Source organism: Brevundimonas sp. M20 (assembly GCF_006547065.1).
Classification (GTDB): domain Bacteria; phylum Pseudomonadota; class Alphaproteobacteria; order Caulobacterales; family Caulobacteraceae; genus Brevundimonas.
In genome coordinates this window covers 1,291,171-1,315,626 of sequence record NZ_CP041243.1, presented here as the reverse complement: position 1 = coordinate 1,315,626, position 24,456 = coordinate 1,291,171, and the positions used below count along the sequence as shown (strand labels likewise).

The window sequence follows — 24,456 nt, the reverse complement described above, 5'->3', positions numbered from 1 at the left end:
CAAGGAGACCCGCCATGCAAATCCTCTACACCGCCCACGCTACCTCCACCGGCGGCGGCCGCGACGAAGGCCGCTCGACCACCGATGACGGCAAGATCGACGTCCTGCTGTCCCTGCCCGCCGAAATGGGCGGCAAGGGCGGCGCGGGCACCAACCCGGAACAGTTGTTCGCCGCCGGGTATGCCGCTTGCTACATGGGCGCCCTGCGTCTGGTCTCGGGCAAGGCGGGCACCCCGGTCGGTCCCGACACCAGGATCGCCACCAGCGTCGGCATCGGCCCGAACACGCGCGGCGAAGGCTTCAACCTGGACATCGCCATCACCGTCTCGGACACCGGTCTGGAGCAGTCGGTCATCGACGATCTGATCCAGAAGGCCCATCAGGTCTGCCCCTACTCCAACGCCACCCGCGGGAATGTCGACGTGGCCCTGAAGGCGGTCTGATCAACCCCTTTTCGAAGCCCCGCCGTCACAACGGCGGCGGGGGTCTCGACCACCCCGTGAGGGTGCGGTAATCGCACTGCATGACCTCCCTCCTCGACTCGACGCCCGATCCCCTGCTGACGCTGGAGCCGCACCGCAACGCCACGGTGCGTGAGTTGTTCGGCATCGACAGCGACATGACCGTGCCGGTCTTCGCAGAACGCGACAGCCATGTGCCCGAGATCGACGACGCCTACCGCTTCGACCCGCAGACGACGCTGGCCATCTGCGCCGGCTTCAGCTTCGACCGCCGGGTCATGGTTCAGGGCTATCACGGCACCGGCAAGTCGACCCACATCGAGCAGGTCGCCGCCCGGCTGAACTGGCCGCTGGTCCGCCTGAACCTCGACAGCCACGTCAGCCGGATCGACCTTGTCGGCAAGGACGCCATCGTCCTGAAGGACGGCAAGCAGATCACCGAGTTCCGCGAGGGCATGCTGCCCTGGGCCCTGCAGCGCCCGATCGCGCTGGTCTTCGACGAGTATGACGCGGGCCGCCCCGACGTGATGTTCGTCATCCAGCGCGTGCTGGAGGCGCAGGGCCGCCTGACCTTGCTGGACCAGAACCGCGTCATCCGTCCGAACAGGTGGTTCCGCCTGTTCTCGACCACCAACACCATCGGTCTGGGCGACACCTCGGGCCTGTACCACGGCACCCAGCAGATCAATCAGGGCCAGATGGACCGCTGGAACATCGTGACCACGCTCAACTATCTCGACCATGACGTCGAGACGGGCATCGTAGTCGCCAAGGCGCCGGAGTACGACACCGCCGACGGTCGCCGCACCGTGGCCGCCATGGTCCGCGTCGCCGACATGACCCGCAATGCCTTCATGAACGGCGACATCTCGACCGTCATGAGCCCCCGCACCGTCATCACCTGGGCCCAGAACGCCCAGATCTTCGGCGGCGACATCGGCCTGGCCTTCCGCCTGACCTTCCTGAACAAGTGCGACGAACTGGAACGCCCGACCATCGCCGAGTTCTACCAGCGGGCGTTCGGGGAAGACCTGCCGGAAGCGGCGACTCGGGTGAAGGTGGGTTGATGCTGATCCTGCTCTCGGCCCTAACTCTGGCGGCGGCGCTGACGGACCCCGAGGTCCTGCCCCCTCCGCCGAGCGAGACGGAAATGCTGGAAACCCTGCGCTCCGAGCGTGACGGCGCGCGCATTGTCTCGACCGAAGCCATCCGCCTGCCCAACGGCTCCACCAAGGTCTGCGGAACCGCCGAGATCGCGGGACAGATCGAACCTTTCGCCCTGCTCGCGGAAGAAGGCCCGCGCAGTCGACCGGTCATCACCATGGCCGGCGAGACGCCGCCCACGGCCCCGCCACCGATCCTGCCCCGACACTGGAAGGTCAATGTGTACGGCCCCGGTAACTGGAACGCCATTCAAGGCACGCAATCCAACCCTCACGTTGAAGAGATGAACGCCTTCGCGCGTGGGCTGGTCCGACGCATATGCCCCGCCCTTCGCGCGCCCGATGGTGTGGTCTGGGCCATACCGCCCGAACCACCCGTCATCTACTAGCGACGGAAGAGCCGGCGGGGATTGACCCCTCCTTAAGCTGCACCGTTTAAGGACTACCCCCGCAAGTTCAGGCGGGCGTACCAGTGATCAAGAGCGTGGAGCATGTGCGGGCCTATGCGACCCGCTATCGGGATATGTTCCTGATCCGGCTGCTGTCCGTGGCGGGCATCTTCGGTATCGCCCTGTGGCTGGCCCCCTGGCCGTGGGCGGTCAGCTTCGCCATCATCCAGATCATCCTCTACGTGCTGCTGTGGCGCGTGGTGGAAGCCGTGCGGCTGAACCCCGGGGCTGACGGCGCTTGGCGACGGCTGAAGACGCAGACGGAACTGCTCACCTTCTGCCTGGCGATGCACACCAGCCTGTTCGTGCTGGCGATGTGGAAGCTGGAGCCCCAACTGCTGCCGCAGGTCGCCATGCTGATCGCCGGGAACCTGATGGTCGGCGCGCTGCAGGTGCACGCCAGCGGGTTGAGCTTCATCGTCGCGGTGGTTCCGCCTTCCATCGCCATGGCCATCATCGGCTGGGGCGAGTTCGGCGACAATCCGGGGGTGCTGACCAGCCTGCTGCTGTTTATCCTGGGCGTCACCGGCGCCGCCTGGCGTCAGGCCACCAGCGACCGCGAGACGGTCGAGCTGTACGTCGATCTGACCCGGCGCTCGGACGAGCTGCGCGCCGCCCTGGACGAAACCCGCGCCGGACGCGAGGCGGCCGAGCAGGCCAACCGCGCCAAGTCCCGCTTCCTGGCCATGATCAGCCATGAAGTCCGCACCCCGCTGAATGTCATTCTCGGCATCGTCGAGGTGCTGCGCCGCAAGCGACGGGGCAAGGAGGAAGCCGGACTGGTCGAGGACATGGGAGACGCCGGAGGCATGCTGCTGCGTCTGCTCAACGGCGCGCTGGACCTGTCGCGGATCGAGTCGGGCCAGAGCGAGCCGAAGCTGGAGCCGGTGGACATCCGCGCCGTGGCGACCTCCATCGCCCGGGTCTGGCGCCTGCGCGGCGAGGAGCTGGGCCTGACGCTGGAGGTCGAGTGCCATGGCGCGCCGGAAGACTTCATCGTCGCCACCGACGCCGGCCGGATCGAGCAGGTGGTGATCAACCTGCTGTCCAACGCCCTGAAACTGACCCCCGCAGGCGTCATCCGCATCCGCGCCTTCGCCGCACCGCTGGACGGCGATCAGGTGGCGCTCTTGATCGAGGTCGAGGATCAGGGGCCGGGCGTGCCGGAGGACCAGCGCGCCCGCATCTTCCAGCCGTTCGAGCAACTGGAGGCCGGGCGGGCCGCGGGCGGCGCCGGACTGGGCCTCGCCATCTGCCGGGCCAATGTGGAAGGGCTGGGCGGCTCCATCGCCGTGACCGACGGCGCGGACGGCGGCGCCCTGTTCCGGGTCGAGCTTCCGGCTCGCCGCGCGGCACTGAAGGCGACCAGGGCGCCCGCCGCGGAGGTCCGCCCCCTGTCGGTGTTGGCCGCCGAGGATCACGAGGCCAACCGCCGCCTGCTGACCCTGCTGCTGGAGCAGTTCGGGGCGAAGGTGACGCTGGTCGAGAACGGCGCGGAGGCCGTCACGGCGGCCCGGGGCGGCGGCTTCGATCTGGTCCTGATGGACGTCATGATGCCGGTCATGGACGGGGTTCAGGCCCTGAGCGCCATCCGGGCGGAGGAGGCCTCGTCCGGCCGCCCCCGCCTGCCGATCCATATGCTGACCGCCAACGTCTTCGACGAGGACGTGGCCCGCTATCGGGCCGCGGGGGCGGACGGTGTTCTGCGCAAGCCCATCGAGATCGAGGCCCTGCACGGCGCCCTTGCGGGCGTGGCGGAAGCCGAAGCCGCCTAGCGGGGGCGGCCCAGCCCGTTGCGCCAGCCGGGCTCGGCCATCTCCGACACCGCCTGCCGGACGTCGGCGGGCCAGGCCTCGATCGCCATGTCGAAGGCGGTCCAGTCGCCGGCGAACAGCACCCGCGTCGCCTCCTCATAGCCGGGCCTGTCGCCCGCGATGGCGGTCATGAAGGCGTAGGTGGCATCCCGGGCGCGGCGCGCCAGCGTCGGCCCTTCGGTCTCCCTCAGCGCGGTCTCGACCAGCTTGCGCAGCGCCACCGAGGCCCCGCCCGGCTGGCTCGACAGCCAGTCCCAGTGACGCGGCAGCAGGGTCACCTCGCGCGGGGTGACGCCCAGCTTGGGACGCCCCGGCCCCCGCTTCCCTGGCTCCCCCTCCGGCGTGGACGCCAGCCGGGCCAGCGCCTCGTCGGCTGTCCCGCGCAGGTCCAGATCAATGACCTTGCCGGTGGCCGCGTCGAAGACCAGCACACCCAGACCGCCCTGCGCCGCGGCGTGGACCACCGGCAGGCCCTCGCCCAGAGGGCCGTGGGCCAAGAGCAGGTCGCCGGCGAAGGCGTAGACGGGCTGGGTCGGGGTGGCGGACATGGGGGCCTCGGGCGGCAGGGAGCGGCAGACACGATGTGATTTATCCGGGTAAAACCGGCCCGTCAATATTACCCGGATATAATTCAGGCCGGCACGCGACGAAGAACCCGCCATCGGCACGGAACTCCGGCCCCGCTTCCGCGCTGTGTCGGCATGGCCTCCCCGGCTCCGCATCATTCCAAGAGAACCCAATGACCGACCAGCGCATCGAAGGCATCGCCACTGAAATCGAGGGCAAGACCCAGTCCGGCCTCGGCCGTCTGACGGGCGACAGCAAACTCCAGTTCGACGGCAAGCTGAACGAAGTGAAGGGCAAGGCCCTGGACGCCTATGGCCGCGTCATCGACGGTCTGGACGGTCTGGTCGCCAAGGCGCCGGCCCAGTATCAGGACAAGGCCCGTCAGGGTCTGGACTTCGCCCGCCGCAAGCCCCTGCTGACCACCGGCATCGTAGCCGGCGCCCTGCTGGTGCTGGGCAGCCTGAGCGGCCGTCGCCGCTAGGAGTTCTCCCTCCCCTAACCGTTGTCGGCCGCCTGTGCGAACAGGCGGCCGATTTCGTCTGTGACCGCGCCGGGGCCGTCCAGTTCGACCACGGCGATGAGGCGTTCGGACCAGCTTTCCATCCGCGCCGGTGAAGACAGGCGCTCGGACGCCGACGGATCGAGCTTCAGTCCGAGCAAGGCCTTGCCGCCCTTCAGCGGACGGATGGCCGCGAACTGCACCGCGCGGGAGAAGCTTGTGTAGCCCTTGCGCTGACCCGAGATGACACCCTCCACCCCCGCCGTCTTGCGCTCGAGTGCCTCAAGGATGGCCAGCGACCGGGGCTCGGCCCAGAGGGCGGCGCGCAGGGCCTCGGCGTCATCCCAGCTCAGCTGATCGGCGGGTCGGGCCGCGTTGAGGATGTGGGCCGCATGGTTGGCGCCGATGCCGTAGGAGGCCTTCAGCCAGGCGGCCTGGGCCTTGGGCCGGGTCTCGGGGCAGCCCTTCTTCAGGATGTCCACCCAGACCGCCAGCGGGCGGCCGGTCCGGGCCTCGAAATTGGCCTCGACCGTCGCGAACCACTTCGTCTGACGCCCGGTCAGTCCCTTGTCGCCCATCTCAACCTCCCGAAAGCCAGGCGGCGAGGTTGGTCATGTACTGGCGGGTCTGGCGCAAGCCCTCGGGGTCACGGACCATGCCGTCGCCCGGCGGCTCGCTGACGAAGCTGGGGCAGCCTAGACGGGGATCCCAATTGTAGTCGGCGAAGTGGTGGAAGGTGCTCTGGGCCAGCCCCCTGCCCTTGCCTTCATCCTCGAAGGCGACGGCGATGTTGAAGGGCCGCTCGGTGACCTTGCTGACGCCGGTGGCGATCACCCGCGCGGACGCCCCGGCCGGCACGCCGATCCCGCCCTCGTGCGGGTGGGCCGGAAGACGGTCCAGCACCCCATCGCGGTCGCGCAACAGCGGGTGCGCTTCCCCAACCGCCCGGATCGCCTGCCAGTCGCCGTTGGCGCCGGAGTGATAGTTGGGGAAGTCGATGTAGCCGGTCGCCACATCGTCGCGGGCGTTCCGCGCGGGGTCCGGGTCCGGACTGCTGGAATGGAAGTAGTGGGCGGTGCCGACTTCGCCGAGCGAGCAGACGCAGGAGCCGAGATCCATGTGGTCCCGCGTGACCATCAGCCCGCCGCCCCGATCACGGAAGGCGCGGATGGCCGCGCACTCCTCGGCGTTCAGCCCGTCGCCGGTGTCGACCGCGAACAGCCAGAGTTGATCGTAGTCGCTGTCGGCCAGCGCCCCGATGACCGGGTCGGTCTGGCCTGCGGGCGTGGCGCGGTCACGGGCCGTGACCTCGACCCCGTCCAGCCCCGACAGATGGGCGGTCAGTTGCGAGAACCGGCCGATATGCCAGTCGTCCCCGAAGAACGGGATGGTGGTCTGCAGCAGGATTTTCATCTCGGCGGCCTCATCCGAAAAGGCTGATCCAGAACTTACGCAAGCGAGACTGAGGCGGAACAACTGGTCTGGGCGACGGAGCCGGAGGCAAGTGGGCAAAGCTTGTCCGCCATTCCTCGACCGCGCGCATGACGTCCTCCCCCAAGGTACGGGTAAGATCGCGCGCGGTGTAGGGCGAAGTCGGCAGCACGCCCGCCCCGCTTTGCTGAATGTCGGCGCTCAGCTCATCAAGAAAGAGACGACCTTCGCTGCGGAACCGTCCAAGCTCTTCACTATCAAGCGGGATCAGGACGGTGTGGCCGACGATGTGATGGTTGCAGTTCACATCCAGGTAGAGGCGCTGCCCCTCTTCCAGCAGAAACCAGGACGCGGGCGCGTGATCCAGAACTCTCAAAGCATCTCCCCCACAGTGGCCCCTCGATAGACGAAGGCCCCTGACATCGCTGCCAAGGGCCCCATCAGTTCTTGTGGCGCGCAGCCTACTCCGCCGCCTCGTCTTCCTTCACCTTGGCGGCCGGGCCGGTCGCGGGGGCGATGTCGAAGTCGATCTTGCCGTCCTTCAGCTGGACCTTGACGTGTCCGCCGCGGGTCAGGCGACCGAACAGGATGTCGTCCGCCAGGGGCTTCTTGATGTGCTCCTGGATGGTCCGGGCCAGCGGGCGGGCGCCGTACAGCTCGTCGAAGCCGTTCTTGGCCAGCCAGTCGGCGGCTTCGTCCGTCAGTTCGATGGTGATGTTGCGGTCGCCCAGCTGGGCTTCCAGCTGCATGACGAACTTGGACACCACCGACTTGATCGTCTCGGAGTCCAGCGCCTTGAACGCGACGATGGCGTCCAGACGGTTGCGGAACTCCGGCGCGAACAGGCGCTGGATGGCCTTGTCGTCCTCGCCCTCGACCTTGCCGCGACCGAAGCCGATGGCGGCCCGGGCGTTGTCGGCGGCGCCGGCGTTGGTGGTCATGATCAGGATGACGTTCCGGAAGTCGACCTTCTTGCCGACCGCGTCCGTCAGCACCCCGTTGTCCATCACCTGGAGCAGGATGTTGTAGATGTCCGGGTGCGCCTTCTCGATCTCGTCCAGCAGGACGACGGCGTGCGGGTGCTGGTCGACGGCGTCGGTCAGCAGGCCGCCCTGATCGTGACCGACGTAGCCCGGAGGGGCGCCGATCAGACGCGAGACGGTGTGCCGCTCCATGTACTCGGACATGTCGAAGCGCAGCATCTCGATGCCCAGGGTGGACGACAGCTGCTTGGCCACCTCGGTCTTGCCGACGCCGGTGGGGCCGGAGAACAGGAAGGCGCCGATGGGCTTGTTGGGGTCGCGCAGACCGGCGCGGGCCAGCTTCATCGCCGCCGAGACCTGATCGATCGCCGACTCCTGACCGAAGACGACGCGGTTCAGATCGGTCTGAAGCTCACGCAGGCTCTCGGTGTCGGACTTGGAGACCGACTTGGTCGGGATGCGGGCCATCTTGGCGATGACGGCCTCGACCTCCTTCTGGCCGATGACCTTCTTCCGCTTCGATTCCGGCACGAGCATCTGCGACGCCCCGGCCTCGTCGATCACATCGATGGCTTTGTCCGGCAGCTTGCGGTCGGTCATGTAGCGGGCCGACAGCTCCACCGCCGTGCGGATGGCGGCGTCGGTGTAGCGCAGCTTGTGGTGCGTCTCGTAGCTGGTCTTCAGACCCTTCAGGATCTTGATGGTGTCCTCGACCGTGGGCTCGTTGACGTCGATCTTCTGGAACCGTCGCACCAGGGCGCGGTCCTTCTCGAAATGCTGGCGGTACTCCTTGTAGGTGGTGGAGCCCATGCAGCGCAGTGAGCCCGACGCCAGCGCCGGCTTCAGCAGGTTGGACGCATCCATCGCCCCGCCGCTGGTCGCGCCGGCGCCGATGACGGTGTGGATCTCGTCGATGAAGAGGACCGCGTTCTCGTGGTTCTCCAGTTCCTTGACCACCTGCTTCAGGCGCTCCTCGAAGTCGCCGCGATAGCGGGTGCCCGCCAGCAGAGCGCCCATGTCGAGGCTGTAGATGGTGGCGCCTTCCAGCACCTCGGGCACTTCGTGATTGACGATCTTGCGCGCCAGACCTTCGGCGATGGCCGTCTTGCCGACGCCCGGATCACCGACCAGCAACGGATTGTTCTTGGTCCGGCGGCACAGGATCTGGATCGAGCGCTCGACCTCGGCGTGACGACCGATCAGGGGATCGATCTTGCCGTTGCGGGCCTTCTCGTTGAGATCGACGCAGTAGGCCTCGAGCGCCTCCCCGCCGGTCTTGGCGGCGGCGGCGTCCTCGGCGTCCTCGGGACCGGATCCGGCGGCCTTGGCCGGACGGGTTTCGCCCGCGCCGGCCTTCTTGGCGATGCCGTGGGCGATGAAGTTGACCGCGTCGTACCGCGTCATGTCCTGCTCCTGCAGGAAGTAGGCGGCGTGGCTTTCGCGCTCGGAGAAGATGGCGACCAGCACATTGGCGCCCGAGACTTCCTCGCGGCCCGACGACTGCACATGGATCACCGCGCGCTGGATCACGCGCTGGAAGCCGGCGGTCGGTTTGGCGTCGTCGCCGTCCGAAGTCGCCAGCGCGGCCAGATCGGTGTCGACGTAAAGGGTCAGGGCGGTCTTGAGCGCGGTCAGTTCGACGTTGCACGCCGTCATCACATTGGCGGCGTCCGGATCGTCGATCAGCGCCAGCAGCAGGTGCTCAAGCGTCGCGTACTCGTGACGGCGCTCGTTCGCATAGTGCACCGCGCGGTGCAGGGTTTCTTCGAGAGGACGGGAAAATGAAGGCATAGGGAGGTTCCTCTCAGTCCTTTTCCATCGTGCATTGCAGAGGATGCTGGTGACGGCGCGCCGTCTCGACCACCTGGGCGACCTTGGTTTCGGCCACTTCGTAGGTGAAGACGCCGCACACCCCGACGCCATGCTGATGCACATGCAGCATGATGCGGGTCGCGTCCTCGCGGCTCTTCTGGAAGAACCGCTCCAGCACGTAGATGACGAACTCCATCGGCGTGTAGTCGTCATTCAGGATCAGCACCCGATACAGCGAGGGCTTCTGAAGCTTCGGCTTTGTTTCGGTGATCGTGGCGGAGCCGGAGCCCTGACCCTGATCGCCGATCTTTCGTGACGGCGGCATTCGTTGTCCGATGTGGGGGAGTCGGATGGACAGATGGGAACTGTCCGATGGTTTTCCAGATGCGGCAAGTCACAGCTTTCTGTTCGGCCGCGATCAGAAGGCTCCGCCTTCTCGACCCGACGCGGCCTGGCATTTGAGTGGTCCGCGGACCGTCGGCCCTTCGGCACCTCCCGACCCGACGCGGGCTGGCGCTTCGCGCGGGCTCCCTCACCGTCATCCGCCGTTCCGGTGGTGGAAAGCGAACACCACCCCGTCCGGCGGGAAAAGTGCACTCGGAAAAATGGAGTGCACATCGTGCACTTTTTCCCGTGAGGCGGGGTGTCCGGGACCAACTCAACCAGTGGAGAGAGCGATCAGCGGCGATGTCAAAGACCGGAGGACAGTCTGGCATGCCGGTGCGTCAAATTTGGACGCAAGCCGCGATGTTCCCCCTCCCATTCAGGAGAGGGCGTGTGTGGGATGACCGAAGTTTCACGGGACATCGGCCGCAGCGCGGGTCAGCGTCGGGCATCTTCATCCGGAGTGACCCGATGCTGTTCCCCGCCCTGCTGGCCGCCCTCGCCCTGCAAGCCGCGCCTGCGATCCCGGACCAGCCCGCCCTGACCGATACCCTGCGGGCGCGGGACGCGACCCTGTTCCGGGTGATGTTCGACGAGTGCGATCCGGCGGCGCTGTCGGACCTCGTGACCGGCGATCTGGAATTCTATCACGACAAGGGCGGCGCCATGCTGGGGCGGGAGGTCTTCGTGGAGGACTATCGTCGAAGCTGCGAGACGAAGAAGGCTCCCGACGCGTACCGCTCACGCCGGGTGCTGGTCCCGGAGACCTTCCGGGTGCAGGCCATACCCGGATACGGCGCGGTCGCGGAAGGGCAGCACCTGTTCTACGAACGGCAGGGCGAAGGCCCGCAGAGCCTCGTCGGCCGCGCCCGTTTCGTCGTCCTGTGGAAGCTGGAGGCGGACGGCCAGTGGCGCATGGCCCGGACGTTCAGCCTCGACCACGCGGCGGCGAGCGAGTGAACGCAAAAGGCCCCGGCGTTTCCACCGGGGCCTTCGCAACGCTTAACTTCTGAAGTCAGAACGCCTTAGCGAGCGGCCTGGAACTTCTCGACCGAGGCGGTGACGCGCTCGTTGATCGGCTTGAAGCTGTCCTTCACCGAGGCGGTGAAGACGTCGGTCATCTTCGAGACTTCCGACAGATAGGTCTCGGCGGCCGACTTGGCCCACGAGGTCTGCAGCTCGATCAGTTCCTGGACCGAGCGGGCCGAGGCCAGCGACTGGGCGGCGGCGACGCCGTCTTCCCAGCTCTTCTTGCCATAGGCCAGCGAGGCGGCCGACAGGGTCTCGGCGCCCTTCTGGGCGGCGGTGGCCGAAGCGACCAGCGCCTCGACGTTCTTCTTGCCCTCGGCGTTCAGCTCGGCAAGGCCGGCGACCGACTTGTCGACGCCTTCACGGAACGCCTTGGCGCCGGCGGCCTGGAACTTTTCAGCCTGGGCGGTGGTCTTCTCGACGGTCGCCTTGGCGGTTTCGACGGTCTTCTTCACGGTTTCGGCGCTGTCGGCCATGGGAGTGTCTCCTGAACCTTGGGCGGCGGGGGCCGCTGGTGAATTTTTCCGCGACGGATGAAGCCATCGCGACGTCGCTCATATGGTGCAAGTGCGAAAAGCGGTCAAGGGTTCATTGTGCACTGCACAAAAACTTCATCAAACACCGTTACCGCCACGCTTCACAAAGTCGTTGACGGGTCGTTTACCCTCATGAAACCCCGTCCACGCGATGGTAGCCTTTATCTTCAGCGTCACGCCGGGGGGCCGTCGTCGCGCTATCGGATCGAGGCTCGCTTGCGTCTGACCACACTGCTCCGCCGGGGATGGCTGTCGCTGGTGATGATCGCCGTCATGATGGCGACGCCCGTCAGCGCGCCGGTCACGACGGCCGAGGCCCAGGTGAACCCGGCCTACGCCTCCATCGTCGTGGACGCCGAGACCGGCGAGGTGCTGTTCGCCCGCTATGCCGACAATCGCCGCTACCCGGCGTCGGTGACCAAGGTGATGACCCTGTATCTGGCGTTCGAGGCCCTGGCCGCGGGCCGCGCGCGGCTGGACGATGTGATCACCGTCTCGCCCCGCGCCGCCAGCCAGCCGCCGTCCAAGCTGGGCCTGGGCGCCGGCCAGACCATCACGCTGGAAGACGCGATCAAGGCGACCGCCGTGCGCAGCGCCAACGACATGGCGGTGGCCATCGCCGAGCATATCAGCGGTTCGGAAGCCCGCTTCACCGCCCAGATGACGCTGAAGGCGCAGGAGTTGGGCATGACCCACACGCGCTATGTGAACGCCAACGGCCTGCCGGACGCCCGCCAGCTGACCACGGCGCGCGATCTGGCCATCCTGGGTCGGGCGGTGATGCGGGATTATCCGCAATACTATCGCTTCCTGGGTATCCATGACTGGGTCTATGGCGGCCGGACCTACACCAACACCAACGGCCTGCTGCGCACCGGCGGCGGCTATGACGGGATGAAGACCGGCCTGACCAACGCCTCGGGCTCGAACATCATGGCCTCGGCGGTGCGGGACGGGAAACGCCTGATCACCGTGGTGCTGGGCGGCCAGTCCTCCGCGAGCCGCAACGCCCACGTCGCCGCCCTGACCGACACCGGCTTTGAGGTGATGCGCCTGCGCCGGTCCGGCCAGCAGATCCAGGTGGCGCAGCTGTTCTTCGAGCAGCGGGGCTTCGGCAACGTCCCGGCCGCGCCCGGAGCGCCCTCGCCTTCCCCGTCGGGCGCACCGGTCCAGTACGCGACAGTCAATGACGACAATGACGACGAGGGGATAACGGCCATCCTCAACGGCGGCGTCGCTCCGACCGCGCCCCGTCCCGTGGCGCCTCGCGCCGCGCCTCCGGCCCGCACGCCGCCGCGTCCCGCGCGTGAGCCCGCCGGTCGCTGGACCGTACAGGTCGGCGCCTTCCGCGACGAGACGGTGGCCCGCAACTGGCTGACCGAGGTCAGCCGCCGCTACAGCCGACAGTTCGCCAACGCCGAGCGTACGGTGCAGAACGCCTCGGGCTGGTATCGTTCGCGCTTCACCGGCATGACCGAAGCGGGCGCCCGCGCCGCCTGCGAAGCCCTGGCCGAGCGCCGTTGGGACTGCACGGTGATCCGGCCGGAGTAGGCGCGGGGCCGACGCAGCGCCCGAAGCCTTGCTCCCCGGCCGCTTTTCCCCTATACGCGCCCGCTTTCCAGGGCCTCGGTCCCGGTGCGGAGCTCCAAAGGGTTCGGGAAGTCATCCCGGCCGCCGCCTCGGGAACCATCGTGGAACGGACTGAACCCGGTCCGCCCGCGCCGACGTCCACAAGGGAGAATACCGCATGGCTCTTTACGAGCACACGGTCATGACGCGCCAGGATATCTCGGCGCAGCAGGCCGAAGCGCTGAACGACACCATCAAGACTCTGATCGAACAAGCCGGCGGCGTTGTCGCCAAGATCGAGTACTGGGGTCTGCGCAACCTGACCTACCGCGTGAAGAAGAACCGCAAGGCTCACTATTCGCTGCTGGCCGTCGACGCCCCTCCGGCCGCCATGGCCGAAGTCGAGCGTCAGCTGTCGATTAACGAAGACGTGCTGCGCTGGCTGACCGTCCGCGTCGAGGAACTCGACCTGGAACTGTCGCCGCTGCTGGCCCGTCGTGAACGTGAACGCGAACGTGAGCGTGAGCGCGGTCCCCGCGAAGACGCCGCGGTCGAAGCGTAAGGAACCCGGAACATGACCGATACCACCGCCCCGACCCCGGGCGCGCCGGCCGGCTCCGGCCCCGCCCGTCGCCCGTTCTTCCGTCGCCGCAAGGTGTGCCCGTTCTCCGGCCCGAACGCGCCGAAGATCGACTACAAGGACGTCAAGCTGCTGCAACGCTACATCAGCGAGCGCGGCAAGATCGTTCCGTCGCGCATCACGGCTGTCTCCCAGAAGAAGCAACGCGAGCTGGCCAAGGCCATCAAGCGCGCGCGCTACCTGGCCCTCCTGCCCTACGTGGTGAAGTAAGATGAAGGTCGTTCTGCTGGAACGCGTCGATAACCTCGGCGCCATCGGCGACGTCGTCACTGTCAAGGACGGCTTCGCTCGCAACTTCCTTCTGCCGCGCGACAAGGCCCGCCGGGCCACCGCCGCCAACCTGAAGGCCTTCGAACTCGACCGCGCCGCCATCGAGCAGCGCAACGAGAAGAACAAGGCCGACGCGCAGAAGGTCGCCGACAAGATCGACGGCCAGACCTACGTGATGATCCGTCAGGCCGGTGAAACCGGTCAGCTGTACGGTTCGGTCGCCGGTCGCGACGTCGCTGAAGCCGTTCAGGCTGAAGGCGGCAAGGTCGAGCGTTCGCAAGTCGTGCTCAACACGGCGATCAAGACGCTGGGCGTCCACGAGGTGCTGGTTCGCCTGCACGCCGAGGTCTCGGCCACCGTCAAGATCAACGTCGCCCGTTCGGCTGAAGAAGCCGAGCGTCAAGCCAAGGGCGAGGACGTGATCAAGTCGGCATACGAAGAAGACCGTGAAGCCGCCGCCGAACAGGCCGCGGACATGGTCGCCGGCGGCGCCGGCCAACAGGACGGTCTGGGCTCCGAAGCCTAACACCGTTACTGATGCCTGAAAGACACGGCGGCGTGGGGGAAGCCCCGCGCCGCCGAACTTTTTTCAGGCCCGTCCTTGACGCATTTATGACGCACCGCAATATCGGAACAGCTCATCGAGACCGGCTGAGGGATAGGCCCTTTGACGTCGGGGCAACCTGCGGACCGTCCGTAAGGTGCCAACTCCTTCGGGACCCCTCCCCGGGTCGCGGCAGATGAGAGGCCGGTCCCAGCCGGACTCCCACCATCTGTCACCGCAGGCGTTCCTGATCGAGCAGGAGACGACAATGCGTGCTGACAAGACCTACGCCCTGACCGCTCTCGCCGCCGATGTCCGCGCGCCGCGCCACCTTATGTGTCGCACCGGGTCCATGCGATGTCGCCGTTCGCTGTAATCGGCTGACCCGCCGGGCCTCCCGCCCGAACAGAACATCAGAAATCGCCAGCCCGGCCCCCCGGTGATCGCCGCGCGCGACACCGACCGGGCGCCTGCGCCTCATCGAGAAGAGACTGTCATGACCACCACCACCCGCGTCCGCGCCACCCTGTTCGCCGCCGCCTCGGCCACCGCCCTGCTGGCCGGCGCCGCGCAGGCGCAGGCGCAGACCGCCCCGCAATCCACCCAGCCCGATGCGACCGAGATCGACGAGGTCGTCGTCACCGGCACCCGCGCCCCCAACCGCTCGCGGCTGGACACCCTCGCCCCGGTCGACGTGGTCACCCAGGAAGACCTGCAGAACCGGGGCACCACCGAACTGGCCGCCGCCCTGGCCCAGTCCGTTCCCTCGCTGACCTTCCAGCGGCCCGCCGTGGTGGACGGCACGGACTCGATCCGTCCGGCCACCCTGCGCGGCCTGTCGCCGGACCAGACGCTGGTGCTGGTGAACGGCACGCGCCGTCACGCCTCGGCGCTGGTCAACGTCAACGGCTCGGTCGGCCGCGGCTCTGCGGCGGTGGACCTGAACACCATCCCGTCCGGCGCGCTGGACCGTGTCGAGGTGCTGCGTGACGGCGCCTCGGCCCAGTACGGGTCAGACGCCATCGCCGGGGTGATCAACCTTCGTCTGCGACAGGCGGACCACGGCGGCGGCGCGACGATCACTCTGGGTCAGTACTACACCACCGTCGATACCGCCCGCGCTCCGGGGCGCGACGAGCAGGACGGCGGCACCATCACCGCCTCGGCCTGGCAGGGCTTTGGTCTGGGCGACGGCGGCTATCTGACGCTGAGCGCCGAATACCTGCAACGCGACCCGACCAACCGTTCCGACCTCGATCCGCGCGTGACGCCCAATGCTGTCACCGCCCGCTTCGGTGATCCGGAGGTCGAGCAGTGGACCGTCTTCGCCAACGCCGGCGCCCCGCTCGGCAACGGCTGGGAGGCCTATGGCTGGGCCGGCTATCAGGACCGCGACAGCGAAAGCGCCGCCTTCCCGCGCCTCGCCTCGAACGTGAACAATGTCGCCGCCATCTATCCCAACGGCTTCCTGCCCAAGATCGCCATCAACTCGCAGGACGTGTCGCTGGCCGGGGGCCTGCGCGGCTCGATCGGCGGCTGGGACGCGGATGTGAACCTCGTTTACGGCCGCAACGCCCTGGACTTCCGCACCGAGGACTCGCTGAACGCCACCTATGGCGCGGCCTCGCCGACCAGCTTCGATTCCGGCGCGCTGATCTATGACCAGCTGGTGCTGGGCGCGGATGTCTCGCGCCAGTTCGATGTGGGCCTGTACGCCCCGCTGAACGTCGCCGCCGGTCTGGAGGCCCGTCGCGAGACCTATGAGATCCAGGCCGGTCAGGCGGAGTCCTGGGATCGCGGTCCGTTGGGCGGGAACACCGCGCTGGCGGGCGGCGCCCAGGGCTTTGTCGGCTTCCAGCCGTCGAACGAGGTGGATGAGGACCGCACCGCCGTCGGCGTCTATGTCGATGTCGAGGCCCCGATCACCGAACAGTTCACCATCGCCGGCGCCGTGCGGTTCGAGGACTATTCCGACTTCGGCAACTCCACGACGGGCAAGATCTCGGCTCGTTACGACTTCACCCCGTGGTTCGCCCTGCGCGGTTCGGCCTCGACGGGCTTCCGCGCGCCGTCGCTGCAGCAGTCCTACTTCACCTCGACCAGCTCGGTGATCCAGAGCGGCGCCGTCGTGGAGACCGGCACCTTCCCGGCCACCAGCACGGTCGCGACCCTGCTGGGCGCCCAGCCGCTGGATGCCGAAACCTCGGTCAACTACACCCTCGGCGCGGTCTTCCGCTTCGGCGACTTCAACCTGACGATCGACGCCTACCAGATCGACATCGAGGACCAGATCGTCCTGTCGGAGCTGATCAACCGCAGCTTCAGCCCGCAGGTCGCCTCGCTGCTGGACCCGCTGGGCGTGCAAGCCGCGCGCTTCTTCCTGAACGGCGTGGACACCACGACCAAGGGCGTGGACGTGGTCGGCCGCTACCGCCTGAGCGACGACACCTATGGCGACTGGGACTTCACCGTGGCCGCCAACTTCAACGATGTGGAGGTCACGCGCCTGCCGACCTCGTCGTCGGTGCTGAGCCCGGTGCCGCCGCTGTTCGCCCGCAGCCGCGTCCTGACCATCGAGGAAGGCACGCCGGACACCAAGGTGTCGGGCACGACCGACTGGAGCTATGGCCGCTGGGGCATCACCGCCCGCGCGACCTACTACGCCAGCGTGCTGCAACCGGGCACGACGGCGGCCTCGGACTATTCGACCGGCGACAAGGTCACGGCGGACTTCGAGGGCCGGTTCAAGCCGAACGACCGGATCACCCTGGCGCTGGGTGTCGACAACGCGTTTGACGAATACCCGGACGCGGTGCCGGCGACGCTGAACAGCAACGGCGTGCTGGGCTTCCCCTTCTACTCGCCGTTCGGCTTCAACGGGCGCTTCGTCTATGCCCGCATCGGCCTGAACTGGTGATCGGATGAACGTCGGTCCCCGGGAGCGCGCCGCGCTTTCGGGGACGGCGACTCAGTTTCAAGGCATGGTCGTGTCGGCCTCACCCGCCTAGAGTGCAGGAAGGAGGGGCTCGCCCCCTCGGCTTCGGGGGAGTTTTCAATGCGGCTCATCATGCTGACTCTCAGCGCGCTGTGCGCGGGCGTGACGGGCTGCGCGACGACGGCGCCCCGCCCGACCTCGTCAGAGGTCGCCCTGATCGCTTGGTCGCGCCCTGACGCCGGTTGTGATTTCGAGAACCCGGTTCGGGAAGGCGCACTGGCGATCACCACCGACAGGACCGAGGCGGCTGTCGTTCGTGTTCGGTCAGATGAGGCGTCGAGCGCCACCTACATGGTCCGGAACGCCCAGATTTTGTATCGGCCCACAGCAGGGGACCGCTTCTGTCTCGCTGTCCTGCGCGGCCCGACCCTGGGGTCACAAGGACGCTGTGTTCGGATTTGACGCGCGGTTCCTGGACGGCTTTCGGGCGGAGATCGCCCCGGCCTATTCCCGACTGGACCAGCCGCTGTTCAGCCGCCGGGGCGCGGGCGATGCAAACGTCAACATCGCCTTCGTTACAGGCCTCAAGCTGGGAAGCGAACGACGCCGGACCGCGAATGTGAGCTTCGATCTGGGTCCGGTCGGGTCGAACGCAAGCCCGAGGTCAGGCGCGCCCGTGATCCTCGAACTGCCCGAGCCCGGATCACAGGAAACAACGGAGCTGGCAGCCATTATCCGGGAGGCAGGCCGCAGTCAGTCATCGGTCATCCCCGCCGATCTTATCGACCGGGCGCTGACGGAAAGCACTCGATGGGATTGATCGGGGACGATCCCGTCCCTGCCCCGCTCCCGGCGAGAACACCCTGCCGATGGTTCCGCTGGAGACCTGAAGTCATCCGTCGTTGAAAAAGGTCGGCGCGAGCGTTGCCATCGGCGGTCTCCGACCCTAACTGGACGGTCGGAGACCTCCCCCTATGCTTCGTTTCGCGTCGGCCCTCGGGCTCGCCCTGTTCCTTTCGCTTGCCGCCTTCACCGCCGCCGAGGCCATGACGGTGCGCGAGTTCCTGTCCATCGCCGACCGCCTGCCGCAGAACGCCACCGCGGCCCTGCGCCCGGACGGCCGCCGCCTGATCAACGAGGTCTCGACCTCGGTGCACGCGGTTCGCAACGCCCAGTTCGCCGACCAGAGGGCCGGGCGTCGGCCAGCCTACTGCATTCCGTCGCGCGGCACCGGCATCACGCCGGAGGGCCTGCTGGCCCGCTTCCGCGCCCTGCCGCAGGCCCGCCGCGACATGACGGTTCAGCAGGCGATCCGTGAGTGGATGATCGAGCGCTGGCCCTGCGGCGCGTGATCGTTAACTGATCCGTTTGCGGAATTCGGGACTGCCCACAGCCCCGGCGAATTGTCCCCGGCAACCGATACGACCAACAATGACGCAGGCCGCGTGTAAGGGCATGACATCATGACCATGAACGCCTTCGCTCCCTCCGCCTTCAACGACACGCCTTCGGTCGCGTCCCTGCCGCACAACCTCGAGGCCGAGCAGGCGCTGCTCGGCTCGCTGATGTTCGACAATGCGGTGTTTGAGCGGCTGAGCGACCGCCTGCGCGGCGCCCATTTCTACGAACCCTTCCACCAGCGCCTGTACGACGCGATCGAGGATCACATCCGGCAGGGCCTGCTGGCCGAGCCGACCATCCTGATGGAGCGGTTCAAGCAGGACCCGGCGTTCCAGGAATTCGGCGGTCTGCGCTATCTGGCCGATCTGGTCGACCGCGCCCCGCCCGCCGCCAATGCGCCCGACTATGCCCGCGTGGTCTATGATCTGGCCCTGCGCCGCGACCTGATCCGCATCGGCGGCGAGATCATCAGGGACGCCCCCGACCCCGAGCGTCCGGCCGAGGACCAGATCGAACAGGCCGAACAGACCCTGTATTCGCTGGCCGAGACGGGCAAGCCGTCGTCGGGCTTCGTCAGCTTCTCCCACGCCCTGTCGGGCGCCGTGCAGATGGCGGCGGAGGCCTATCAGCGCGACGGCAAACTGGCCGGTCTGGCGACCCAGCTGGACGATCTGGACCAGAAGCTGGGCGGCCTGCACCCCTCCGACCTTCTGATCCTCGCGGGCCGTCCGTCGATGGGCAAGACGGCGCTGGCCACCAACATCGCGTTCAACGTGGCGCGCAGCTATCGCTGGGAGCCGACGCCGGAGGGCCGCAAGACGGTCTCGGGCGGGGTGGTCGCCTTCTACTCGCTGGAAATGAGCGCCGAACAACTGGCCATGCGTATGCTGGCCGACGCCTCGGGCGTGTCGTCGGACAAGCTGCGCAAGGGCGAGATCGACGCCTCGGACTTCGGCAAGATCCGCGACGCGGCGGTCGAGATCGGCGAAAGCCCCCTCTACATCGACGCCACCGGCGGTCTGTCGATCTCCAAGCTGGCCGCGCGCGCGCGCCGCCTGAAGCGGATGGAGCACGGGCTCGACCTGATCATCGTCGACTACCTTCAGCTCGTGACCACCGGCGAGAACAGCCAGAAGAACCGCGTGCAGGAAGTGTCCGAGATCACCGGCGGCCTGAAGGCGCTGGCCAAGGAACTGTCGGTGCCGATCATCGCCCTGTCGCAGCTGTCGCGTCAGGTCGAGCAGCGCGAGGACAAGCGGCCCCAGCTGTCCGACCTTCGTGAATCGGGCTCGATCGAGCAGGACGCCGACTGCGTGATGTTCGTGTACCGCGAGAGCTACTACCTGGGCCGCGCCGAGCCCAAGGAAGGCACCGAGGAACACCTGAATTGGCAGCAGGAGATGGACCGGCTGGAGCATCAGGCCGAAGTCGTCATCGGCAAGCAGCGTCACGGCCCCATCGGCATCGTGAAACTGGCGTTCGACGCCAACACCACCCGCTTCGGCAACCTCGCGCATGGGCAGGGCGGGTACAACAGCGACTACGGGGACTGATCGGCGCCATTGAAGGCGCGGCGAAGCTCAGCCATAGGTTTCCTCTGTAACGGGGGATTCCTGATGAAGAAGATCGCTTGCGTGCTCGCCGCGCTGAGCCTCGGCGCGTGCGCGTCCGACGCCACCTTCACCCGCCATATGACGGCGGAGCAGATCATGCAGATGGGCGCCACGCCGGTCGCGGTCACGGACAACAACTTCGGTCTGTCCCCTACGTGGCCTTCGTCAAACAACAGCATGTCGGGCGCGGCAGGCCAGATGTCTCAGGGGCTCAGCGGGCTTGGAGCCGGCCTTCTGGTGGGTGGCGTAATCGCCATGATGGAAGCCGACACCCATCGACGGGCTGTTCAGAACGCCGATGAGCTTGAGACGATCTTCACCGCCGAAACGCTGAACCGGGCGATGGAACAGACCTTCCGTGATCTGTCCGGCCGCCCGATGGATGGATCGATTACGGTCTCGGACGTCTCAAGGGTTCAGAAGGTCACCCACCCCGAAGGACTGAACGACACGATCGAGATCATCACGATCTACAATATGTCGGACTACTCCAACGGTATCCGGATCATGTCGGAAGTCACCTACCGCGACGCGGCGGGCGTCCAGGTCTACAAGAACCTCTTCACCTACTACTCCGCCGAGCTTCAGGCGCCGGAATTGACCCCGGAGGTCCGAGCCTCTCTGGTCGCCGCCATTACCCGCCGCGCCAGCCGGGCGACCGGGGCCATTCCGACCAGCGGCACCACTGCCGGGGTCGATTACATCCGGGATATCCGCGACGCCCGCGACGACTTCCTGACCCGCGCTGAAAAGAGCATCCTTGTTTCAGAACAGTGGCTTCAGAACGATGGCGCGATGCTGCGCGCCGAAATCGCCAACGCCCACGGCCTGATCGCCCGCTACGCGATGGTGGACATCAACCGGGCTGTTGACCCCACCGGGGCGCAGCCGCCCCTGGGCGGCATTGAAACCCTGCCCGATGGCAGGATTGTCGAGCAGGTCGGGGACGGCTTCATGGCCGGAACCTATGTGTTCCGCCCCGCCGGCGCGACATTAAAGGCGTCGTTCTCGGGTCCGATCGCGCTGTCGAGAAATCAGACCAGCCGAAACTACTGGCTGCTGGAAAGCCTGAAAAGCCGCTAGGCCTCACCGCATCTCCACCCGTCGCGCGCCCGCCGGGATCGCCAGTTCGCCGTCGGTGAAGCTCGCCGCGCGGCCGTCGATGCGGACGGTCGCGGGCGGGGTTTCGCCGGCGGGCCACTGGAGGACGAAGCCGCCGGGGGGCGTGGCGCCGGGCTCCAGCGTCAGGAGATAGCCTCGGCGGTCTGCGCGGAGGCTGTAGGTCAGCGGGCCGTAAGCCGTGCGGACGGCGCGGATGCCGACGCCCTCCCCGGCCAGCCAGCGGGTCGGAACGCCCGCCGCCAGCACCAGCGCGTGGTCACGGTCCCGCTCATAGACCAGCATGTCCATGACCGAGCGGATGTAGTCCGAGCTGATCCACGCATGGGGCATGTCGCCGATGAAGCGCGGCTCGCGTTCCTCGCGGCCCACGACCTCGGCCCAGCCGTTCCAGGCGCGGGGGCGGATGTCGGCGAAGTAGAAGTCCAGCGCCCGGATCGCCTCCTCGCGCCGCCCCAGTCGAACCATGGCCCCGACGTTCCGCAGTTCGTAGGGGGTGTAGTCCTTCCACGCCTGACGGTTCTCCTGCCGGGCGGTGAAGTTGTCCCACCACTTGTCGAACGTGCCTTGCAGCAGCTCGGGCGGCAGGTCGTCGATCAGGCCGCCGGGCGACAGGCCGATGGTGGTCGAGGTGGCGTCGAAATCGCCCCGGTCGGCGGCGCCGGCGATCCAGTCGATGCCGTGGACGCGAGCCGTAGCGGTGATCGAGGCGATGATGTCGGCCTTGAACTGGGCCTCGGCGGCGCGGAAGCGGGCGGCGGCCTCGGCGTCGCCCAGCGTCTCGGCGATGAAGACGGCGTCGGCATAGCCGCGCAGGCCCCAGAAGTCGTCCCAATAGCTGTAGGCCGGACGGTCCGAGTAGCCCTCGTGGCTGATCGTCGGGGGCAGCAGGCCGAACAGGTGGCGCTTGTCCGCTGCCTGATACTCGGCGGTTCGGGTCGAGGCGCGCAGCTCGTCCATGTATCGAATGGCGCCCTGCACCTGCGGCCAGGTCGCGCGCAGCAGCTCCAGATCGCCGGTGTAGCGATAGGTCTCGGCGGCGAGGAAGACGAACTCGCCGTGGCTGTCGTTCTCGGGCACCGGATCGGCGCCGCGGCTGTCGACGCAGCAGGGCACCTTGCCGTTGTCGAAGACGTAGGGAGCGAACCAGCGCAGATAGTCGGCGGACAGGTCGGCGTGACCCAGCCGGTTCAGCCCCTCGGCCATCATGGCCCCGTCGCGAATCCAGCTGCGGTTATAGCTGCGCGTGCCCGGCTGCAGGATCGGCCCCTGACGCGACATCAGCATATGGGCGAGCGAAGACTTCATCACCGCCTCGACCGGGCCCGCCTCGGGCGGCAGGGTGACGTCGAAGCGGTCGAGCTTCTCGCGCCATCCCGCGGCGGTTTCGGCCTGACGCGCGGTGAAGAAGGCGGCGGGATCGTCCGCGTCCCGGGTGTCATAGAAATACAGATGGTCCCGAGTGAGCGGCGACATGAAGCCGAAGGTCCGCGTTTCGCCGGGCGCGAGCGTCACCTCATAGACGAAGGCGCTCGAGGCCAGACCGGTCGGATCGACGACCGTGCGACCACTGGTCCGGCCGGACGCCAGCAGGCTTTGCGGGTCAGATCCAGCGGCGAAGGTGGAGGCGACGTAGCGGTCGGGCGTCACAATGGGCCGGACGGACGCCCCGCCCTGGAGCGGTAGGACGCCGTGCTCCTGCCAGGTCATGCCCTCGATGGGAGCCACGCCGCCGGGCGTGGTCAGGAACTGGCGCGGGCCGTTGACCTGGAACGGGCGCGCGGCGAGCGCCAGCGTCAACGTCCGGGGACGGTCCGAAGTGTTGCTCAGGTCATAGCGGCCATAGAGGGAAGGCGGACGCCGCCCGCCCTCGGTGAAGGCCGTGGTCTTCAACGTCCAGCCGTCGCCGGTCCACAGCACCGAGGGGATCGGCAGGTCGCCGTCCGCCTGGGACTGGCTGATGTTGACGTCGGCCCAGGTGATCAGCCGCCCGTTCTCAAGGATGAACGGCTCGACGGTCTGGCCGCCGCGTCGCAGTTCGATGGCGCCGTCCTCGCCGATCAGCCCGCTCTCGCCGCCGCCGTCGACGCCGACGAGGGTCCAGTAGGGCTGCTCGCCATGGAAGCCGCGCGGATAGAGGCCGCGACGGCTCTCGCTCGCCACCGCCATCATGAAGCTGGTCTGGCTCTCGCCGAAGGACAGGGGCTCGATCTCGAGGCCGGTCAGGGCGTAGGCGTTGGCCGCCGACTGCCCCAGCCGCTGGCCCGCGCCCGCCTGACCGACGACGCCGCTCTCATCGCGGGGCGTCAGCAGATCGAGACGCAGCCAGCGGGCCGAGGCCTCGGGTGTACGCAGCCAGTCGGTCCCGCCGTTGCCGTCGGTGACCGAAGCCAGCTCGCGCCAGTCGCGCCCGTCGGACGAGGCCATCAGGCGATAGGCGGACGCCGCCATGCGGTCCGCCCAGCGCAGGGTCAGGCCGCCGAACTCGCGCTCATAGCCGAGGTCCAGCGTCAGGCTCTGCTCACCGCCCGCGGAGGTCTTCCAGAAGGTCAAAGGATCATCGTCCACCGCGCGGGCGGCGACATTCAGCTCGTCCTCGCTGGAGGCGCTCGCCACCGGACGCGGCGGCACGCTCGGCTCCGGCGGCAGTTCGCGCAGCTCCAGCTGGTCGATCTCCAGCCAGCCGCGACCGCCCTGCCCCGCCGTGACCACGAACTCGATGCGGGCGGCGCCGCGGAAGGTGCGGTCCGGCTCCGGCCCCCACGCCCAGATGATCTGGCGCTTCTTGATGACGTAGCGGGTCCACTCACCCTGCGCCTCGAAGCGCTGGATCTGGCGCCAGTGGACGTTCTCGCCCGAGGCGTCGGTGAACTTGATCTCCAGCGTATTGGGCAGCATCTCGCCGCGCGCCCAGAAGCTGATCTCGTAGTTGTCGGGCACGCGCAGATCGAGGGCGCGAGCGGCGAAGGCGTAGCCCGAACGGCCGTTGAAGTCGTAGCTCAGCCGCATCGCCTTGCCGTCATGGCCGGGGACTTCGGACACGGCGGACGAGACGTCGGTGGAGGCGTCGGCGGTCCACGGGGTCAAGGTCTCGAAGGCATCGAGGGGACGTGCGGCCCCGTTGTGGATCTGGGCGTGAGCGGCCGTCGCCAGAGCGAGGGCGGCGGTGGTGGCCAGCAGGAAGGTGCGCATAACTCAACTCCATCGTTCCTCCCCTTCAGGGAGGGGGACCATCCG

The 24,456-nt window shown here is 67.7% G+C and carries 24 protein-coding genes and 1 riboswitch; of the genes, 16 read left to right on the top strand and 8 right to left on the bottom strand.

Annotation, left to right across the window (positions count from 1 at the left end; translation table 11 throughout):
- Positions 1-14 precede the first annotated feature (14 nt).
- From FKQ52_RS06290 to FKQ52_RS06275, 4 genes are all read left to right on the top strand, one after another.
- Positions 15-443: an organic hydroperoxide resistance protein gene (locus FKQ52_RS06290; protein ID WP_141626388.1), complete on the top strand. Its 429-nt coding sequence runs from the start codon at positions 15-17 to the stop codon at positions 441-443.
- Between the two features lie 80 nt (positions 444-523).
- Entirely contained in the window at positions 524-1,528 is a 1,005-nt protein-coding gene (gene cobS / locus FKQ52_RS06285; protein ID WP_141626387.1) for a cobaltochelatase subunit CobS, read from the top strand.
- Positions 1,528-2,013: a hypothetical protein gene (locus FKQ52_RS06280; RefSeq protein ID WP_141626386.1), complete on the top strand. Its 486-nt coding sequence runs from the start codon at positions 1,528-1,530 to the stop codon at positions 2,011-2,013. Before cobS ends, FKQ52_RS06280 begins: the two co-directional genes overlap by 1 nt.
- Before the next feature lie 83 nt (positions 2,014-2,096).
- Complete coding sequence (locus FKQ52_RS06275) at positions 2,097-3,848, top strand: ATP-binding protein (protein WP_205750878.1); 1,752 nt, start codon at positions 2,097-2,099, stop codon at positions 3,846-3,848.
- Here the strand turns inward: FKQ52_RS06275 and FKQ52_RS06270 are convergent.
- A complete protein-coding gene (locus FKQ52_RS06270; protein ID WP_141626385.1) occupies positions 3,845-4,435 on the bottom strand; it encodes a DUF2239 family protein in 591 nt (196 codons plus the stop codon). The two genes, FKQ52_RS06275 and FKQ52_RS06270, sit on opposite strands and share 4 nt — an antisense overlap.
- 191 nt (positions 4,436-4,626) lie before the next feature.
- Here FKQ52_RS06270 and FKQ52_RS06265 point away from each other — a divergent pair, with 191 nt between their 5' ends.
- The gene (locus tag FKQ52_RS06265) at positions 4,627-4,935 is read left to right on the top strand and encodes a CsbD family protein (RefSeq protein WP_141626384.1); all 309 of its coding nucleotides are present in this window, start codon (positions 4,627-4,629) and stop codon (positions 4,933-4,935) included.
- Between the two features lie 14 nt (positions 4,936-4,949).
- On the opposite strand, the gene FKQ52_RS06260 is transcribed toward FKQ52_RS06265, so the two are convergent.
- The 5 genes from FKQ52_RS06260 to clpS all read right to left on the bottom strand — a co-directional run bounded on the left by FKQ52_RS06260 (position 4,950) and on the right by clpS (position 9,504).
- Entirely contained in the window at positions 4,950-5,531 is a 582-nt protein-coding gene (locus FKQ52_RS06260; protein ID WP_141626383.1) for a DUF4287 domain-containing protein, read from the bottom strand.
- A gap of 1 nt (position 5,532) precedes the next feature.
- Entirely contained in the window at positions 5,533-6,366 is an 834-nt protein-coding gene (locus FKQ52_RS06255; protein ID WP_141626382.1) for a hypothetical protein, read from the bottom strand.
- 10 nt (positions 6,367-6,376) lie between these two features.
- The gene (locus tag FKQ52_RS06250; RefSeq protein ID WP_141626381.1) at positions 6,377-6,760 is read right to left on the bottom strand and encodes a hypothetical protein; all 384 of its coding nucleotides are present in this window, start codon (positions 6,758-6,760) and stop codon (positions 6,377-6,379) included.
- Between the two features lie 85 nt (positions 6,761-6,845).
- On the bottom strand, positions 6,846-9,158 hold the full coding sequence (clpA, locus tag FKQ52_RS06245) for an ATP-dependent Clp protease ATP-binding subunit ClpA (RefSeq protein ID WP_141626380.1): 2,313 nt from the start codon (positions 9,156-9,158) through the stop codon (positions 6,846-6,848).
- A 13-nt stretch (positions 9,159-9,171) separates the two neighbouring features.
- The gene (gene clpS / locus FKQ52_RS06240; RefSeq protein WP_141626379.1) at positions 9,172-9,504 is read right to left on the bottom strand and encodes an ATP-dependent Clp protease adapter ClpS; all 333 of its coding nucleotides are present in this window, start codon (positions 9,502-9,504) and stop codon (positions 9,172-9,174) included.
- A gap of 530 nt (positions 9,505-10,034) precedes the next feature.
- On the opposite strand from clpS, the gene FKQ52_RS06235 reads away from it, so the two are divergent.
- Positions 10,035-10,523 (top strand): nuclear transport factor 2 family protein, encoded by a 489-nt coding sequence (locus tag FKQ52_RS06235; protein ID WP_141626378.1) that lies wholly within the window; start codon positions 10,035-10,037, stop codon positions 10,521-10,523.
- Positions 10,524-10,588: 65 nt separating this feature from the next.
- Here the strand turns inward: FKQ52_RS06235 and FKQ52_RS06230 are convergent, their stop codons facing one another.
- Positions 10,589-11,068 carry a phasin family protein gene (locus FKQ52_RS06230; protein WP_141626377.1) on the bottom strand — a complete coding sequence of 160 codons (480 nt, stop codon included), beginning with the start codon at positions 11,066-11,068 and terminating at the stop codon, positions 10,589-10,591.
- Positions 11,069-11,344: 276 nt separating this feature from the next.
- Between FKQ52_RS06230 and FKQ52_RS06225 the strand changes: the two genes are divergently transcribed.
- The 10 genes from FKQ52_RS06225 to FKQ52_RS06180 all read left to right on the top strand — a co-directional run bounded on the left by FKQ52_RS06225 (position 11,345) and on the right by FKQ52_RS06180 (position 21,183).
- The gene (locus FKQ52_RS06225) at positions 11,345-12,679 is read left to right on the top strand and encodes a D-alanyl-D-alanine carboxypeptidase (RefSeq protein WP_240811757.1); all 1,335 of its coding nucleotides are present in this window, start codon (positions 11,345-11,347) and stop codon (positions 12,677-12,679) included.
- Between the two features lie 196 nt (positions 12,680-12,875).
- Positions 12,876-13,259 (top strand): 30S ribosomal protein S6, encoded by a 384-nt coding sequence (gene rpsF, locus FKQ52_RS06220; RefSeq protein ID WP_141626376.1) that lies wholly within the window; start codon positions 12,876-12,878, stop codon positions 13,257-13,259.
- 12 nt (positions 13,260-13,271) lie between these two features.
- A complete protein-coding gene (rpsR, locus tag FKQ52_RS06215; protein ID WP_092311918.1) occupies positions 13,272-13,547 on the top strand; it encodes a 30S ribosomal protein S18 in 276 nt (91 codons plus the stop codon).
- Position 13,548: 1 nt separating this feature from the next.
- On the top strand, positions 13,549-14,133 hold the full coding sequence (gene rplI, locus FKQ52_RS06210) for a 50S ribosomal protein L9 (RefSeq protein ID WP_141626375.1): 585 nt from the start codon (positions 13,549-13,551) through the stop codon (positions 14,131-14,133).
- Between the two features lie 109 nt (positions 14,134-14,242).
- Positions 14,243-14,354: riboswitch (SAM riboswitch) on the top strand.
- A gap of 293 nt (positions 14,355-14,647) precedes the next feature.
- Positions 14,648-17,068: a TonB-dependent siderophore receptor gene (locus FKQ52_RS06205; RefSeq protein WP_141626374.1), complete on the top strand. Its 2,421-nt coding sequence runs from the start codon at positions 14,648-14,650 to the stop codon at positions 17,066-17,068.
- Positions 17,069-17,206: 138 nt separating this feature from the next.
- Complete coding sequence (locus FKQ52_RS06200) at positions 17,207-17,548, top strand: hypothetical protein (protein WP_141626373.1); 342 nt, start codon at positions 17,207-17,209, stop codon at positions 17,546-17,548.
- On the top strand, positions 17,535-17,906 hold the full coding sequence (locus tag FKQ52_RS06195; protein ID WP_141626372.1) for a hypothetical protein: 372 nt from the start codon (positions 17,535-17,537) through the stop codon (positions 17,904-17,906). Before FKQ52_RS06200 ends, FKQ52_RS06195 begins: the two co-directional genes overlap by 14 nt.
- Positions 17,907-18,060: 154 nt before the next feature.
- Positions 18,061-18,438, top strand: coding sequence for a hypothetical protein (locus tag FKQ52_RS06190; RefSeq protein WP_141626371.1), 378 nt, complete (start codon positions 18,061-18,063; stop codon positions 18,436-18,438).
- A gap of 117 nt (positions 18,439-18,555) precedes the next feature.
- Positions 18,556-20,040: a replicative DNA helicase gene (locus tag FKQ52_RS06185; protein ID WP_141628257.1), complete on the top strand. Its 1,485-nt coding sequence runs from the start codon at positions 18,556-18,558 to the stop codon at positions 20,038-20,040.
- Between the two features lie 63 nt (positions 20,041-20,103).
- On the top strand, positions 20,104-21,183 hold the full coding sequence (locus FKQ52_RS06180) for a hypothetical protein (RefSeq protein ID WP_141626370.1): 1,080 nt from the start codon (positions 20,104-20,106) through the stop codon (positions 21,181-21,183).
- 3 nt (positions 21,184-21,186) lie between these two features.
- Here the strand turns inward: FKQ52_RS06180 and FKQ52_RS06175 are convergent, their stop codons facing one another.
- A complete protein-coding gene (locus tag FKQ52_RS06175; RefSeq protein ID WP_141626369.1) occupies positions 21,187-24,411 on the bottom strand; it encodes a discoidin domain-containing protein in 3,225 nt (1,074 codons plus the stop codon).
- Between the last annotated feature and the right edge of the window lie 45 nt (positions 24,412-24,456).

Excerpts from the sequence above, each read along its gene's own strand:
- clpA (WP_141626380.1), bottom strand. The coding sequence starts at position 9,158 with ATGCCTTCATTTTCCCGTCCTCTCGAAGAAACCCTGCACCGCGCGGTG.
- FKQ52_RS06290 (WP_141626388.1), top strand. The coding sequence starts at position 15 with ATGCAAATCCTCTACACCGCCCACGCTACCTCCACCGGCGGCGGCCGC.
- rplI (WP_141626375.1), top strand. The coding sequence starts at position 13,549 with ATGAAGGTCGTTCTGCTGGAACGCGTCGATAACCTCGGCGCCATCGGC.
- FKQ52_RS06200 (WP_141626373.1), top strand. The coding sequence starts at position 17,207 with ATGCGGCTCATCATGCTGACTCTCAGCGCGCTGTGCGCGGGCGTGACG.
- FKQ52_RS06280 (WP_141626386.1), top strand. The coding sequence starts at position 1,528 with ATGCTGATCCTGCTCTCGGCCCTAACTCTGGCGGCGGCGCTGACGGAC.
- FKQ52_RS06190 (WP_141626371.1), top strand. The coding sequence starts at position 18,061 with ATGCTTCGTTTCGCGTCGGCCCTCGGGCTCGCCCTGTTCCTTTCGCTT.
- FKQ52_RS06185 (WP_141628257.1), top strand. The coding sequence starts at position 18,556 with ATGAACGCCTTCGCTCCCTCCGCCTTCAACGACACGCCTTCGGTCGCG.
- FKQ52_RS06255 (WP_141626382.1), bottom strand. The coding sequence starts at position 6,366 with ATGAAAATCCTGCTGCAGACCACCATCCCGTTCTTCGGGGACGACTGG.
- rpsR (WP_092311918.1), top strand. The coding sequence starts at position 13,272 with ATGACCGATACCACCGCCCCGACCCCGGGCGCGCCGGCCGGCTCCGGC.
- FKQ52_RS06260 (WP_141626383.1), bottom strand. The coding sequence starts at position 5,531 with ATGGGCGACAAGGGACTGACCGGGCGTCAGACGAAGTGGTTCGCGACG.
- cobS (WP_141626387.1), top strand. The coding sequence starts at position 524 with ATGACCTCCCTCCTCGACTCGACGCCCGATCCCCTGCTGACGCTGGAG.
- FKQ52_RS06230 (WP_141626377.1), bottom strand. The coding sequence starts at position 11,068 with ATGGCCGACAGCGCCGAAACCGTGAAGAAGACCGTCGAAACCGCCAAG.
- clpS (WP_141626379.1), bottom strand. The coding sequence starts at position 9,504 with ATGCCGCCGTCACGAAAGATCGGCGATCAGGGTCAGGGCTCCGGCTCC.
- FKQ52_RS06265 (WP_141626384.1), top strand. The coding sequence starts at position 4,627 with ATGACCGACCAGCGCATCGAAGGCATCGCCACTGAAATCGAGGGCAAG.
- FKQ52_RS06270 (WP_141626385.1), bottom strand. The coding sequence starts at position 4,435 with ATGTCCGCCACCCCGACCCAGCCCGTCTACGCCTTCGCCGGCGACCTG.
- FKQ52_RS06175 (WP_141626369.1), bottom strand. The coding sequence starts at position 24,411 with ATGCGCACCTTCCTGCTGGCCACCACCGCCGCCCTCGCTCTGGCGACG.
- FKQ52_RS06205 (WP_141626374.1), top strand. The coding sequence starts at position 14,648 with ATGACCACCACCACCCGCGTCCGCGCCACCCTGTTCGCCGCCGCCTCG.
- FKQ52_RS06235 (WP_141626378.1), top strand. The coding sequence starts at position 10,035 with ATGCTGTTCCCCGCCCTGCTGGCCGCCCTCGCCCTGCAAGCCGCGCCT.
- FKQ52_RS06180 (WP_141626370.1), top strand. The coding sequence starts at position 20,104 with ATGAAGAAGATCGCTTGCGTGCTCGCCGCGCTGAGCCTCGGCGCGTGC.
- rpsF (WP_141626376.1), top strand. The coding sequence starts at position 12,876 with ATGGCTCTTTACGAGCACACGGTCATGACGCGCCAGGATATCTCGGCG.